The organism is Rhodococcus sp. OAS809 (assembly GCF_040546695.1).
Lineage (GTDB): Bacteria > Actinomycetota > Actinomycetes > Mycobacteriales > Mycobacteriaceae > Rhodococcus_F > Rhodococcus_F qingshengii.
In genome coordinates, this window is the sequence record NZ_JBEPOI010000001.1 from 32,571 (window position 1) to 46,080 (window position 13,510).

A 13,510-nucleotide genomic window follows, 5' to 3' on the forward strand; every position below is an offset into this window, starting at 1 on the left:
GACGGCGGTGCCGAAGAATTCATGGAGACAACGCGCACGGCGTGGCCTTGTGGCACGGTCAAGATTTGGGGCGCCGGCTCGTAACAGCTGTGCGCGCGGGGTTGACTGTGCCCCAAGGGCATCGTTTGTACTTGCTCCGTCACGCGCTCGCAGCGATGCGAGATCGCACTCACGGAGGAAGTTGTTCATGGCGTCGTTTTTGTATCGGGTGGGGAAGTTCTCCTACCGGCGGTGGTGGGCGGTCCTTGCGGTGTGGATCCTCGCTGCGATCACGCTGAGCGCACTCGGGTCTGCGTTGTCGAGACCGTTCGAGGACAAATTCGAGCTTCCCGACAGTCCGTCGGTCACAGCGCAGGAGGAGATCCAGAAGGCCTTCCCCGAAACCGCGAAGGAAGTAGGACAACCAGCTACGGTGGTCGTGCAATCAGCGGACGGCAAACGGCTGGACAGTGGGGAGCATCAGGCCACGATCGAGCGGATGGTCGCGAAGCTGCGTGAAGTGCCACAGCTATCAACGCAGGCGCGCGCGGCGATCGTCAATCCGACGACCGGCACGACAGCTCCCGAGGGGCTGAGCGACGACGGTAGGGTGGCGCTGATCAAATTCATGGTCGATGCCACCCCGAGTGGCGCAGACAATGGGGTCTCGCAACAATCGATCGAAGCCGTGACCGCGGCCAAGCAGATCGGCCGTTCGGCGGGTCTGATCGTCGAGAGCTCCGGCGCAGCGAACGAGCACGCCTCTGAGCCTCCGGCGGAGCTGATCGGCATAGGCGTCGCTATCATCGTCATGATCATCACGTTCGCCTCGTTGCTGGCGGCGGCGATGCCGCTTGTTTCTGCGATTGTCGGTATCGCCTTGTCGACGTCGATCATCTCGATCGGCACCGCATTCCTGACTCTCGGGACATCGACAACCGGCTTGGCGACGATGATCGGTCTCGCTGTCGGAATTGACTACTCACTGTTCGTCATTTCCCGGTATCGACAGGAAACCACCAAAACCTCTGATCGAGCGCATGCTGCCGGGGTTGCGGTCGGTACGGCAGGTTCGGCGGTCGTGTTCGCCGGCGCGACTGTCGTGATCGCGCTCGTCGCACTCGGCCTCACGGGCATGTCCTTCCTGACCCAGATGGGCTTGGGTGCAGCAGTCACGGTGGCGATGGCTGTGCTCGTCGCGCTCACGGTACTGCCGGCACTGCTCGGCTTGTTCAAGTCGATCGTGTTCAAGCCCAGAATCCCATTGCTGTGGACACCGGAGATCAGCACTGGCCTCACCGTCGGACACCGCGTGGGTGTCGAGCTCACCAAACGTCCACTGCCCTACCTCATCGGTTCGGCCGCAGTGCTAGTCCTGGCGGCACTTCCCTTAGGACATATCCAGCTCGGCCTCGATGCTGCGACTCAGTCGGACAAGGCAGCGTTGAAGATCGAGCAGGATGCGTTCGGAGCCGGGAAGTCCTCACCTCTGATCGTTGTAGTGAGCGCGGATGACCAGGCAGGTGCGGCGAAGGCGACCAGGTTGGTCAGTGACCGAATTGAGGAACTCGGTCATATCGCCGCTCATGGTGTTGTGGGGCCGATCCCGAACGTGACGGGGAATGCTGCCCAGTACATTGTGATCCCGCAGAACGGCCCTGCAGCCCCGGAAACGAGGGCGCTGCTCGATCAGATACGTTCGGCCGCACTCGATGTGAAGAGGGAGACCGGAACCTACGTCGGAGTCGGTGGTGCCGCCGCCATCAATGCGGATTTCGCGTCGACTCTCACTGGGAAGCTGCCGTTGTATCTAGGTGTGGTCGTGGGTTTGGCGTTCATCCTGCTGATGATCGTGTTCCGCTCGGTGATCATCCCACTCATCGCTTCGCTCGGATTCTTGCTGTCGATCGCGGCGACCTTCGGCGTCACTGTCGGTTTCTTCCAAGACGGTTGGCTGGGCTGGATCAAACCCGAAGACCAAGGCCCGATCATGGTGTTCATGCCGATCTTCCTCATCGGGATCGTCTTCGGACTCGCGATGGATTATCAAGTGTTCCTGGTCAGCCGAATGCGAGAGGAATACCACCACGGTGCATCCCCGATCGACGCGATCCGCACCGGATACAGTGCCGGTGCACGTGTGATCACCGCCGCGGCGGTGATCATGATCTCCGTCTTCGCCGGCTTCACACTCTCTCCCGAAACCTTCCTCAAGCTCATGGGGTTGTCGATGGCCGTCGCTATCGTCTTCGACGCCTTCTTGGTCCGCATGATCATCATGCCCACTACTATGGCTCTTCTCGGCGAGAAGGTCTGGTGGATGCCCTCCTGGCTGGACAGGATCCTGCCGCGCATCGACGTCGAAGGCGAAACACTCCGCACCGCCCCCGAGACCGGGACAATCCCGTTCGCCGGCCCAGATCGGCTGACCACACCACTCCCGGCCCCTAGATCCGGGAGTGGACGCGGATCACCGTAAGAGGATGAAGACGTCTATCGCCAAACGCATGGTTAGCGACAGGAGGTGTCGAAATGGGTTGGAGCACCAGACAACTCGCCGAGCTCGCAGGTACAACAGTGAAGGCAATCCGCCACTATCATCAGATCGGGCTTCTCGACGAACCGGATCGCGCCGCGAACGGCTACAAACAGTACGAGACCAGCCACCTCGTTCGCGTACTGCAGATCACCCGCATGAAAGAGCTCGGCGTCCCTCTCGCCGCAATCAGCGCGATGGAGCGGGCCGATGACGACCCGGAAGCGGCCATCGAAGTGCTCGACGCGGACCTGGCAGCGACCATCGAACGGCTGCAACGGATCCGCTCCGAACTCGCAATCGTCCTCAAGTACCGGGCGCCCGTCGACATGCCCACCCCGTTTCAGCTGGTCGCCGGATCACTATCCGAGAGGGACCGCAAACTCGTCACCGTCCTGTCCCGGGTTTTCGAGCCCGATGCTCTCGAAGACTTCCGGGCACTCCTCGGCGAGCACAATGACAACGACCAACAATTCGACACGCTCCCCACCGACGCTGACGCCGACGTGATCGAGGAACTCGCCCAGCATCTAGCTGTGGAGATACAGCGCGATCAGGAACGATTCCCGTGGATGACAGACTCCCTCGGTAAGGCGAAATTGAATCGACAGTTCGCCGAATCTGCTCTTCAAACCGCCATCCTCGATCTCTACAACCCTGCACAGGTGAAGGCCCTCGCACGAGCATTCGCGATCATAGAAAACAGCCGTCCACAATCACCCCCGTGATCCCTCTGACACCATGCCTGGCCGCGCCGACGGTGATCGAACATTCTCGAAGGGCGCGCAAATCGCCCGTCGCTCAACAGCGCCGACTGTTGGCTACACGTATCAAAGATTGGAAGAAAATGATCATTGTCACCACCAACGATATCCCGGGAGCACGAATCACCCAGGTCTTCGGACAAGTGTTCGGACTCACCGTACGATCACGCAACATCGGGTCCAGCTTCGGATCGATCGTCAAATCGGTGCGGGGAGGCGAACTCAAGGGCGTCACCCAGTTGTTGCACGACGCGCGAGAGGAAGCTCTGCAACGTCTGCAGGTCGAAGCAGAAGCTGTCGGTGCAAACGCCGTGGTCGCGTTCCGGTTCGAAACCAACGAATACGCCGATTCCGGCGTCGAAGTCTGCGCGTACGGGACTGCCGTCACAATTTGATGGGCGCGGGCCGATACCTCGACCGCGCAGCGCAGTCGAGGTATCGGCGGCCATAGCCGGGTCCAGTTCGCGGGTAAGATCACACTTCAACTCGCGATGCAGAACGAATGTGTGGCCGGGTGCCGTCTAGCACGTGGACAGGGGCATGTTTCGGGCACCGACAGGTCGTTGACATTGCCTGATCGCAATGATGGGCTCATGTTGTCGATATACAGGGGCGCTGGTTTCGGTGCGAGAGATCCGAGCTTGGAACCGCGCAGGCGCTTCATCCTCGCCAGCGTCCTCATGCCCCGGTCACCCCAGATTTTCACTCAAGCGCGATGAAGCCGATGATCGCTGACGTCCCAGAAGCATGCGATGAGCGCGCGCGGCCATCGATCTTCTGTGCCTGAGAGACAGCGTCCTCCGGCTTCGTCGAGTCGAATCGCCGCTGACGGCGATGCCACGCAAGACCGGCTTGCCGTCCACCCAACCAAAGTGGCGGCTCGAGTTGACGTACCCCGAGTTTTGCGCAGGCCTGATCGGGAATCCGCGCCGAGCACAACCGGGATCGAACTTCAAACGCCGACCGCGAACGGACAGCCGCCGCGTCCGTCGGCAGCTCACACTGGCCGAGGTGGATCAGCGCTCGGAGTCCGACAGTTCATCTTCCATCGCCCGTACCTGCGGTGGACGTTGTGGTCAGCTCGGCGTCTTCGTTCGAATCGTCGAGAGGTGCCGCCGGCTTCGGGCCACGGAGAACGACGTAGATGAACAGCGCAGCCAAGGCTCCCACGCCGACCCACATCGCTTGTTGCCATCCAGTGATGAAAGATTCCCGTGCAGCATTGATCAGCTGCTCTGCTTGGGAACCGGCCTGGCTGCTCACTGTGACGGCATTGGCGATCCCTTCACGAGCGGTATCGGCAATCGAGTCAGAAACGCCGTCAAGACGCTGATCGATCGCGCTTTGGTATCCAGCGGTGAGCAGCCCCCCGAGCAGTGCGATACCGAGCGCCGCGCCGAATTCCCGGGTGAGATCGTTAAGCGCGGAGGCGACTCCCTGCTGCTCACGCGGAAGTGAGGAGGTGATCGCTTCCGTGGACGGCGTCATCGCGAGCCCGGCCCCCAGCCCCATCGCGATCAGCCCAGGCAGGACGGGAAGGTAGCCCCCATCGGCGGAGACGAGGACTGCCATGAGCGCAAGTCCGATACCGGCGATGACGAGGCCGGTCGCCATCGCGGCACGCCTCCCGACACGTGCCGCGAGTCTGGGTGCGAGACCGGACGCGAGCATCATCGACACAGCCATCGGCATCATCGCCAGGGTGGAGAGAAGCCCGCTCCAGCCGAGGACGACCTGAAAGAAGGGGTAGAGCACGAGCGAAATGCCTGCCTGGACTCCGAACAGGACCAGCAGCAGCGTCGACCCGCTGGAAAGACCTCGCTTCTGGAAGTGTCGGACGTCCAGAAGTGGTGTGGGGGTACGAAGTTCCCATACGACGAAGATGATCGCGGCGCTGACGGCCACGCCGAGAATACCCAAGATCGAAGGGTCGTCCCAGCCGAGGGAAGGCCCTTCGTGAAGGGCGTAGGTGATCCCGACCGCGGCGATGACAGAAGTGACGCCACCGACGAAATCGTAACGGCCTGTGGTGCGTTCGTGGGAGTTCGGAACGGAGCGTGCGGCGATCATCGCAGCTGCTCCCGTGAGGGCGATAGGAAGGATGAACAGCCACCGCCAAATAGCGATATCGACCACAAGCGCCGAGAGATACATGCCGAGAATGCCACCTCCGCCGGCGACCGCCGTCCACACACCGATCGCTTTGGAGCGCTCCTCGTCGGGGAAGGATGTGGTAATCACCGAGAGGGTGACCGGCATGATCATCGCCGCGCCCACCCCGGCTAGGACGCGAGCCGCGACCATGATTTCGATGGTGGGCGCGATGGCGGCAGCGATGTTGGCGATGCCGAACACTGCGAGACCGAGAAGCAGGACCGGCTTGCGGCCCCACCTGTCGCCGACAGCTCCGAGTGGAAGCAGCAAAGCTGCCAGGGTGAGGGTGTAGACGTTGATGATCCACAGCACCTGCCCCTGTGATGCGGCGAAGGTGTCCGCGAGCTGTGGCTGGGCGACGTTGAGCCCGGAAACTGAAGCGACTACGGACATCAGTGCTATACATACAGCGATGAGGATCGCACGGCGTCTGCGAGGATCCTCGATGACAGGGGTGCCCGCTTTCACATCTGCGGGTGGGGTGGCGTTCATGTGTTCCTTCGAGTCGACGCCCGGCTTACGGGTCTGGTGCGGGCGGGTGGCATCAATACGACAGTGGTTCGCCCGTCTACGGCGCTGCCGAGTTTTTGGACCATCTGTTCTGAGAATTCTTGGGGCTCAACTATTTCGATGAGCGCGGACGATGACGTCGCTCAGCGTCACCACGGCGCCACTGTGGTGAGTGACCAGGCGGGATTCCTGCCGCGCGGTCTCGATCTCCCATGCCGGCGAGATGAAGAGTTCGGTGATCTCACCCAGCGTGGCGGACACTTCTCGCGGCTGATGGGATGTGGCCGACTCTGGATCGTGGAGATGCCCCACGATCAACAACGCGCCTCCTGGGGTAACCCAACTGGCGATTCGCCGGTAGAACTCGACCTGCGGGATCGTTGGATGGGCGTAGTTGGTGACCACCAGGTCCCATCGCTCATGCGGCTCCCACGTGGTCAGATCAGCTTCGACCCATGTCAACAAGTCTTCGATAGAGGCGTCCCGCGCATACTTTGCTGCCATAGCCAGGGCTGTTCGAGAAGTATCGACTCCAGTGACCTTCCAGCCGTTGCGTGCCAGCCAAATCGCTTCTGCACCTGATCCACATCCGGCGTCCAGTGCAGTGCCCGAAATCAATTGCTTTGTCTCACTGTCAATGTAGGGGTTCACCGGACTGTTGGTACGTTTGCCGGCGCCATCAGTGCGAGTCCAATGGCATTCCCAGTAGTCTTTGTCGAAGTCCCGCGAGGTCATTGCTGTCCCGCCGTTCCATTGTCTTCCACGGCGCGGTCGGCATCTTTGAATATCAACTCGGTGTTGGTGGTCATCACCACGCGCATCTCACTCACAGCAGTTCCTGACCTGCATGCCGGAATCGAGGGTGTTTCCCCGCTCCATCCACCGGGGACGCTCTTGTGCCCGAAGACATCCGCGACAATCTCCGCTGCCGCCGCGTGAGCACTCATCTCCAGCCCCACCTCATCGAATCCACCGATTCGTAGGCGAGTCAGTGAGGGAACCGCCAACGCAGCCAACTCGAGAAACTCGCCACCCTGCAGTCGCATACAGGTGAGTTGATTATCGACCTTCTCCACCCCTGTGACAGTTTTGGTCGTGACCGGGACACCGGCGGCAGTGCGGATGATCTCGAATCCGTGGTTCGTCGCGGCAGATTGGACGATTCGAGTTGAGATGATCTGCACCCCATCGCTTGACGATTCCTCTCGACCCCTACTCCGCGGAGTCAAAGGGTTACCCCTTTCAACGCCGAGGAAAGTGCGCTCAGCCTGAGCGGAGGCGTTACGTGATGACAGCCGTCGACGACGACTGATCGCCGCGCGCGCAAGTGCCAATGCTGCACTCGACCCCGCAGAGTTTCCTCCTACAACAACCACATCCCATACTCGGCCGTTTTGACCTGCACCCATCCCGTACATCTCCTCTGTTACAACCATGGAACAACAGCCTGGAACGCCACACCCCAAAAGTGCAATCTATGTTGCCGAATGGCAAAATGAGAAGAATGGATGGCACGATCGATCACACCCTCGACACTGTCGGACAGAGACTCAAGCGCCTACGCTTACGCCGCGAGATCACCCTCACCGAACTCGCGACCGAGACGGGGATCTCCGCCAGCACTCTCTCTCGACTCGAAGCGGGGCACCGCCGACCGACTCTCGAACAACTCCTACCCCTGGCGAGGTATTACGGGGTTACCCTCGACTCCCTCGTTGATGCACCACGCACAGCCAACCCCCGCATCGACCTTCGCCCCGTCGCCTGCACCGACGGATCGACCGTCATCCCTCTCACCCGCAGGCCAGGGGGCATCCAGGCCTACAAATTCGTCCTCCCCACCGGAGACGACAACACCGAACCAGAGCTCCGTTCACACGAGGGATACGACTGGGCCTACGTCCTCGACGGCACCCTCCGGCTCGTCCTCGGTCAACACGACCTCCTCCTCACCGCCGGAGAAGCCGCGGAATTCGACACCCGCACCCCACACTGGTTCGGCGCCACCAGCGCCGGACCAGTCGAGTTCATCAGCCTCATCGGCAGGCAAGGCGAACGCGCCCACATTCGCGCCACACCAAAACACTCGAATCCCAATGCATGACAAAGCATTCCTCCGATATCGACTCCCCGGACACACCACCAGGAGAATCAATAAATGAAGCCCACCAAATTACGGGACGCGAATACCGGGAACTTAGGATCACGAATACGAATATCCTTCGAAACCACCCGCCCCACGTCACACTTCCGACTCCAGCGCCGCTTTACTCAGCTCAGATAATCCCAGATCGAGGACCACCTCCTCGCGGTCACCGCTGCCGACCTTTATATCGACTACAGCAAGCACCGGGTCACCCGGGAGACCACGGCCTAGCCCGGACGGCCGCGGTGGAGGAACACCGGGATGCCATGCTGGCCGGTGCGCACGTCAACACCTCGGAAGATCGCGCAGTGCTACACACTGCCCTGGCCCTGCGTATGCCGTTGGAAAATCAGCTGATAGGTGGACGGGCGGGGCCTGGTTCTTGCCATCGCCGAGGTACTCGGACATCTCCTCGTTCAACACGTTTTCCAGAACGGTTTTGGTGAACTGCTCGAACTGCCCGTCCGGTCCGGGCAGCGACAGGCTTTGTTCCTGGGCTAGGCGTGCCAGTTCCGCTGTCGCTGCGGGGTCCGCAGAAGGCTCGTCCCTCTTCTTCCTCACATCATCCAGTGTCGTCGTCATCACGACACCACTCACCGAGCATTCTCTCAGCGTCTCAGGCCGAAACACTGATTAAACCAGTGTCACGATTGATAGGTCGGCTGGTTCGCTCCACCGTTTTTTCGCCTCCGTGGCTAATGTCCCTACTGCGGCCAGCCGACACCGAAAGGACCCCGGCGATCTGGCTCGAGAGGGGCGTGGCGTCGCCCCTGACTGGTATATGCCGATCGACCGGCCCATGCCACCAACCCGGTATCGAGGCAGGAGACACAACAATCATGATCGTCATCGGAATCGACGCGCACAAGCGCACCCACACCGCGTCGCCACCGATCAGATGGGGCAACAGCTATCGACGAAAACCGTTGGCACGACAAGCAAAGACCACCTCACGCTCCTGCAATGGGCGAGACGGAAAAGACGATGAGTGCATCTGGGCAATCGAGGATTGCCGGCACCTGAGCCGACGACTCGAGCGAAACCTGATCGCTTCCGGAGAACGGGTAGTGCGAGTACCACCGAAGTTGATGGCCCACGCCCGAGACTCAGCCCGCAGCTACGGAAAATCAGATCCGATCGACGCTCTTGCCGTCGCCCGAGCCGCTCTGCGCGAGCCGGATCTGCCGGTCGCCCGCCTCGACGGCGTCGAGCGCGAAATCAGGCTCCTCGTCGATCACCGTGAAGACCTTGTCGGCAGCATCATCGCTCGGCTGCGTTGGCATTTGCACGAACTCGATCCGGGGTGGACACAGCCGGCGAAAATGGATCGGGCCAGCGCCTTTGTCAAAGTTGAGGCGCATGTGTCGGACTTCGCCGGGCTGGTGACCGACCTCGCGGCCCGACTCGTCGACCATCTCCGCCGTCTCACGGTCGAGTTTGATGAACTCGCCGCCGAGATCACCTCCCGAACCACCGTATTGGCGCCGTCCTTGCTGGCGATCCCGGGCTGCGGCGCGTTGACCGCGGCGAAGATCCTCGGTGAGACCGCGCAGGTCGGCCGGTTCCACTCCAAGGATGGCATTTGCCCGCCACAACGCCAGCCGCACCGTTACCGGTGTGGTCGTCGAGTCATGCTCGACATCGTCTCTCGCGCACAGGGAACCGGCAGATCAATGCCGGCATTCATAGGATTGCTCTGACTCAAGCACGGTGCCACACACCCGCCCGCGAATTGCTCGACCGACGCCGAAAGAACGGTGACGGAGGGATGGAAGCCCTTCGGGTTCTCAAGCGTCGACTTTCCGCTGTCGTCTTCCGTGCCATGGTCGTGGACCGGTCACTGACGCTCATCGATGCAGCTGCTTGACAGAGGAGCTAGGGACAGTCCCCACCCAGGCGCAAGTATGGGCTTCATGTATCGGCGCGCGCGTCGTTGAATCTCCCTCGGGCATTGGTTTCTGCCGGCAGCGCCGTTGATTCCGGAGACTTTTCGCTGACTAGCTCGACGATGTAGTGGGTGACAGTACGATCTTCGAGGTTCCTGATCCGGTGGGGGGTGAGTGGTTCGCCGTGCCCGACGGTTTTGAAGATGACAAATCCTTCTTCGGCCGTTTGTGAGATGGACCAGTGAGGGTCCCCCAGCTCTTGGGCCTCGGCGCGCCCCGCGTCGGGCCAGATCACCACATGGTCGTGGTGGTGCTGATGGAAGTCATACATGCCGTGCGGTGGAAGTGTCATGCTCCATACCCGCACCCGGCCATTTTCGAAGATAAGGGTGTCACCGGGCGCCGGAGAGTAGGTGCCTTCGGGGGCTGGATCGGTACTCATAGGTAATCTCCTTCGGTTGCACTTCAGACGAATTAGATGTGACTCTCGATCCAATTGCACAGGTCGAGCTGTGCCACTGGCAGCGAATCCTGTTGACAGTGCGAACTTCCCGGCGAACCACTGGGATAGACGATCAAGGTCTTGTCCGTGGTTGGGGCCTCGGCGAGGATGCGCTCCCCGTCGGCAACCGCGACAAGTGCGTCGTCGGCGCCGTAAAGAGCCAGCAATGGCGTGTGGATGTTTTTGACGGCGTCGCGCAGATGGAAGTCTGCGAGCTTGCGTAGTGCTTCGTCCAGCGACTGAGAACCGGTCAGTTCCGAATACAGCGCGACGAAGAATCCCATGGCGGTCTCATCGGTATCCGACGAGTCTCCTCCTGTGAGGTTTGCGAGTAGGTCGAATGGAGCGCTTGCGATGACAGTTCCACGGAGTCGAGAATCCGATGCGGCGGCTCGCGCCGCATAGAGGCCGCCCAGGCTGTGTCCTACGAGACCGACACGGTCTGCATTCACATCCGGCCTCTCGGAGACGAAATCGATCGCTGCCGAGATCGCCACCTCGAAGTCGGCCCGAGCCAGGACTCCGCGGCGCAGAGCTTCACCCTGCCCGGGACCGTCGAATACCAGCACGCTGTAACCACGTGCCACCAATGCGCCACCGAGCGCAAAGTACATCTCCTCGGCTACACCGTCGGTTCCGCCGACCACGATGACGATCGGCCGCGGCCCGGCGTCCGACGTTGTACCGGTGCAGAACCACCCCGGCAGTGAAGTATCTCCGAAGGGCACCTCTATTTGCTCTATCGGCTCGGGATGCGCTTCTGCTGCGGCGCCGAACGTCTGTCGTCGAGACTCAGCGGCCTCCATCGCTCTCGGGTCGGACGGGGCCAGGAACACACCGGCGTTTCGGTAGTACATGCTGGCTCGCCAGAGTAGATCTCGTCGCGACAGCCGATGATCAGCACCCAGGGCTTCGCTTTGATCACGCGTTCGGTTGGCAAGGTCGTCGAAGGCCTTGTACCAACCGTCGGAGTCTCCCGATCGAATGCCGGCAACTGCGGACACCACTTCGGATAGGTCAGCTCCCCGCGAATAGGACAGGGCCGCCAGTCGGACGACCTGCGAAGACCACAGGGCGTTGCCGGGCCAGAGGTCGAGAATCGAACGATCGGTCATGAAGGTTGCCCCTTAAGTCGGTTGGAAGTTACAGATGGCCTCTGTCAGTCGCGGACAGGCCACGGATTGAATCCCGGGAGCGTCAGGTGTCCGGCGTCGACGGGAAGTGCTACACCCGTGATGTATTCGGCCGAATCCGAGGCAAGCCAGACGATTGCCTTGGCCGTCGCCTGCGGCGGTAGCGCTGTCGTGTTAGGGAGAATGCTCCACTGGTGCACCGCATCAAGGTAGTCATCTCGCGTTCCATCTGGTTTCCCGCTGGCCCGGCGCCAACCGGCCGGATGATCGTTGATCTTCGTGTCCGTGGTGCTCGGGAGCACAGCGTTGACCCGGATTCCCAGCTCACCCAACTCGAGCGCTGCAGTCTTCATAAGTCCGATGACACCATGTTTCGCAGCCACGTAGGGCGCCGAGCAGGGCGCCCCTTCCACACCAACATTGGACGAGGTGAAGACCATCGATCCGCCCCGACCCTGCTTGATCATCTGCGGTGCGACAGCTTTCGCGCTCCGCCACACGCCCTCGAGGCACACTCCGATCTGGGCGTACCATGCGGCGTCGGATGTCTCCCACAGCCGAGAACTCGACCAGTCGTAGACACCGGCGTTCGCGGACAAGACGTCGATTCGGCCGAAGACCTCGACACCCGCGGCAACCGCATCGTCGAGTGCTTGCTGGTCTCGAACGTCGGCGACACGTGCGATACATCGGACGCCTTCGGCTTCCACGAGGGCCTTCGTCTCGTCCAGGTCCTCCTTCGAGGCGAGGGAGTACGGAATAGCCTCGATATCGGAAGCGATGTCGGTGATGATGACGTCACCGCCCTGTCTGGCGAACTCCAATGCGATTTCGCGTCCCATCCCTCGACCGCCACCGGTGATGAATGCGACTTTTCCTTCGAACGAACTCACAGGGTCTCTCCTTGTCATGTTTGTCCTTCTAGCGACTCCACAGGGGAAGTCGGCGCTCACACGATGTCGATGACAGCCTTGCCGCGCAACGTCCGATTCAGTAGGGCTGAGAATGCCTGATCTGCCTCATCGAGCTTGCCGCGCCAGGCGATCTGAGGATCGAGAGATCCTCGACCCACGCTCTCTGCGAGCCATCGCAGATCGGGTGCCAGGTCAGTGCAGCCTGTCAGATGGAATGTCACCAGCGAGCGATCGTGCCCCCCATCGTCACCGAACAGTGCTCCGTAGGAGAAGTTTTCGGGTTGTCCGGCAGCATGGCCGACAGCGACCAGCGTCCCGTGCTCAGCCAAACGCGCAAACCCCGCGACCAGCTCGTCTCCACCGACCATGTCGATGATCCCGTGGAGTGGTTCGGTCACCGATCGCGCACTGTCCACGACCTCGTGGGCCCCGATCTTTATCAGGCCTTCGCGTTGTCGGTCTGGATCGCCGGTTACTGCGATCACGTACGCACCGGCCTGGCGGGCCAGCTGGATCGCGAACCGTCCGACTCCGCCGGTCGATCCGGTGACGAGTATCCGTCTACCCAGCAATGTTCCCACCCTGTGCAGCGCACGCAGAGCCGTCAGGCCAGCGATCGGCACTGTACTGACCTCACCCAGGTCGACGGCATCCGGCACTACTGCGAGGAGGTCTGTGTTCACCGCGCGACGTTCTGCCCAGGCACCCCCGGCACCCAGCGTTACCACCCGAGCACCGGCCGGTGGTCCCGAACCATCTGCGGCGCGGCGTTCCACCACCCCGGCGGCATCGGCACCGAGGACGAATCCGGCCGGTGGCCTGTCCATATGTGATACGAGGTCCGCCGCAAGTGACACCTCGCCGAAATTGACTGATGCCGCCTCGATTTTGATCAGCGCCTGGTTCTCCGCAGGGATGGGTTCGGGAACGTCGGCGAGGCCGATCCCATTTTGCGCTGAGTGGTCTACGACAAGAGCACGCATCGT

At 61.5% G+C, this 13,510-nt stretch carries 12 protein-coding genes and 1 pseudogene; 6 read left to right on the forward strand and 7 right to left on the reverse strand.

Translation table 11 applies throughout. The features are described from left to right. The first annotated feature begins 187 nt into the window (after positions 1 to 187). From ABIE52_RS00150 to ABIE52_RS00160, 3 genes are all read left to right on the forward strand, one after another. The gene (locus ABIE52_RS00150) at positions 188 to 2,458 is read left to right on the forward strand and encodes an MMPL family transporter (protein WP_192713561.1); all 2,271 of its coding nucleotides are present in this window, start codon (positions 188 to 190) and stop codon (positions 2,456 to 2,458) included. Positions 2,459 to 2,511: 53 nt separating this feature from the next. After that, positions 2,512 to 3,243, forward strand: a complete 732-nt coding sequence (locus tag ABIE52_RS00155; RefSeq protein ID WP_192713560.1) for a helix-turn-helix domain-containing protein — start codon at positions 2,512 to 2,514, stop codon at positions 3,241 to 3,243. 119 nt (positions 3,244 to 3,362) lie between these two features. After that, on the forward strand, positions 3,363 to 3,674 hold the full coding sequence (locus ABIE52_RS00160) for a YbjQ family protein (protein ID WP_192713559.1): 312 nt from the start codon (positions 3,363 to 3,365) through the stop codon (positions 3,672 to 3,674). A gap of 643 nt (positions 3,675 to 4,317) precedes the next feature. Here ABIE52_RS00160 and ABIE52_RS00165 read toward each other — a convergent pair. The 3 genes from ABIE52_RS00165 to ABIE52_RS00175 all read right to left on the reverse strand — a co-directional run bounded on the left by ABIE52_RS00165 (position 4,318) and on the right by ABIE52_RS00175 (position 7,127). After that, positions 4,318 to 5,925, reverse strand: a complete 1,608-nt coding sequence (locus ABIE52_RS00165) for an MFS transporter (protein WP_192713558.1) — start codon at positions 5,923 to 5,925, stop codon at positions 4,318 to 4,320. Between the two features lie 126 nt (positions 5,926 to 6,051). Beyond that, positions 6,052 to 6,678 carry a class I SAM-dependent methyltransferase gene (locus tag ABIE52_RS00170; RefSeq protein ID WP_192713557.1) on the reverse strand — a complete coding sequence of 209 codons (627 nt, stop codon included), beginning with the start codon at positions 6,676 to 6,678 and terminating at the stop codon, positions 6,052 to 6,054. Next, the gene (locus ABIE52_RS00175; protein WP_192713556.1) at positions 6,675 to 7,127 is read right to left on the reverse strand and encodes a hypothetical protein; all 453 of its coding nucleotides are present in this window, start codon (positions 7,125 to 7,127) and stop codon (positions 6,675 to 6,677) included. The genes ABIE52_RS00170 and ABIE52_RS00175 overlap by 4 nt, the downstream gene beginning before the upstream one ends. 320 nt (positions 7,128 to 7,447) lie before the next feature. Between ABIE52_RS00175 and ABIE52_RS00180 the strand changes: the two genes are divergently transcribed. The 3 genes and pseudogenes from ABIE52_RS00180 (at position 7,448) to ABIE52_RS00195 (ending at position 9,789) form a co-directional block, all read left to right on the forward strand. After that, entirely contained in the window at positions 7,448 to 8,047 is a 600-nt protein-coding gene (locus ABIE52_RS00180; protein WP_192713555.1) for a helix-turn-helix domain-containing protein, read from the forward strand. 201 nt (positions 8,048 to 8,248) lie between these two features. Then, a pseudogene (locus ABIE52_RS00185) lies at positions 8,249 to 8,491 on the forward strand (phosphoglucose isomerase-related protein); the annotation flags it as partial. A 437-nt stretch (positions 8,492 to 8,928) separates the two neighbouring features. Further along, entirely contained in the window at positions 8,929 to 9,789 is an 861-nt protein-coding gene (locus ABIE52_RS00195; protein ID WP_192713553.1) for an IS110 family transposase, read from the forward strand. Positions 9,790 to 10,000: 211 nt separating this feature from the next. On the opposite strand, the gene ABIE52_RS00200 is transcribed toward ABIE52_RS00195, so the two are convergent. From ABIE52_RS00200 to ABIE52_RS00215, 4 genes are read right to left on the reverse strand one after another with little or no spacing between them, the layout of a single operon-like run. Next, positions 10,001 to 10,417 carry a hypothetical protein gene (locus ABIE52_RS00200; RefSeq protein WP_192713552.1) on the reverse strand — a complete coding sequence of 139 codons (417 nt, stop codon included), beginning with the start codon at positions 10,415 to 10,417 and terminating at the stop codon, positions 10,001 to 10,003. 32 nt (positions 10,418 to 10,449) lie between these two features. After that, positions 10,450 to 11,592, reverse strand: a complete 1,143-nt coding sequence (locus ABIE52_RS00205) for an alpha/beta hydrolase family protein (protein WP_192713551.1) — start codon at positions 11,590 to 11,592, stop codon at positions 10,450 to 10,452. Between the two features lie 44 nt (positions 11,593 to 11,636). Next, complete coding sequence (locus tag ABIE52_RS00210) at positions 11,637 to 12,503, reverse strand: mycofactocin-coupled SDR family oxidoreductase (RefSeq protein WP_354541363.1); 867 nt, start codon at positions 12,501 to 12,503, stop codon at positions 11,637 to 11,639. 56 nt (positions 12,504 to 12,559) lie between these two features. Beyond that, positions 12,560 to 13,507 carry a zinc-binding dehydrogenase gene (locus tag ABIE52_RS00215; protein WP_192713549.1) on the reverse strand — a complete coding sequence of 316 codons (948 nt, stop codon included), beginning with the start codon at positions 13,505 to 13,507 and terminating at the stop codon, positions 12,560 to 12,562. Between the last annotated feature and the right edge of the window lie 3 nt (positions 13,508 to 13,510).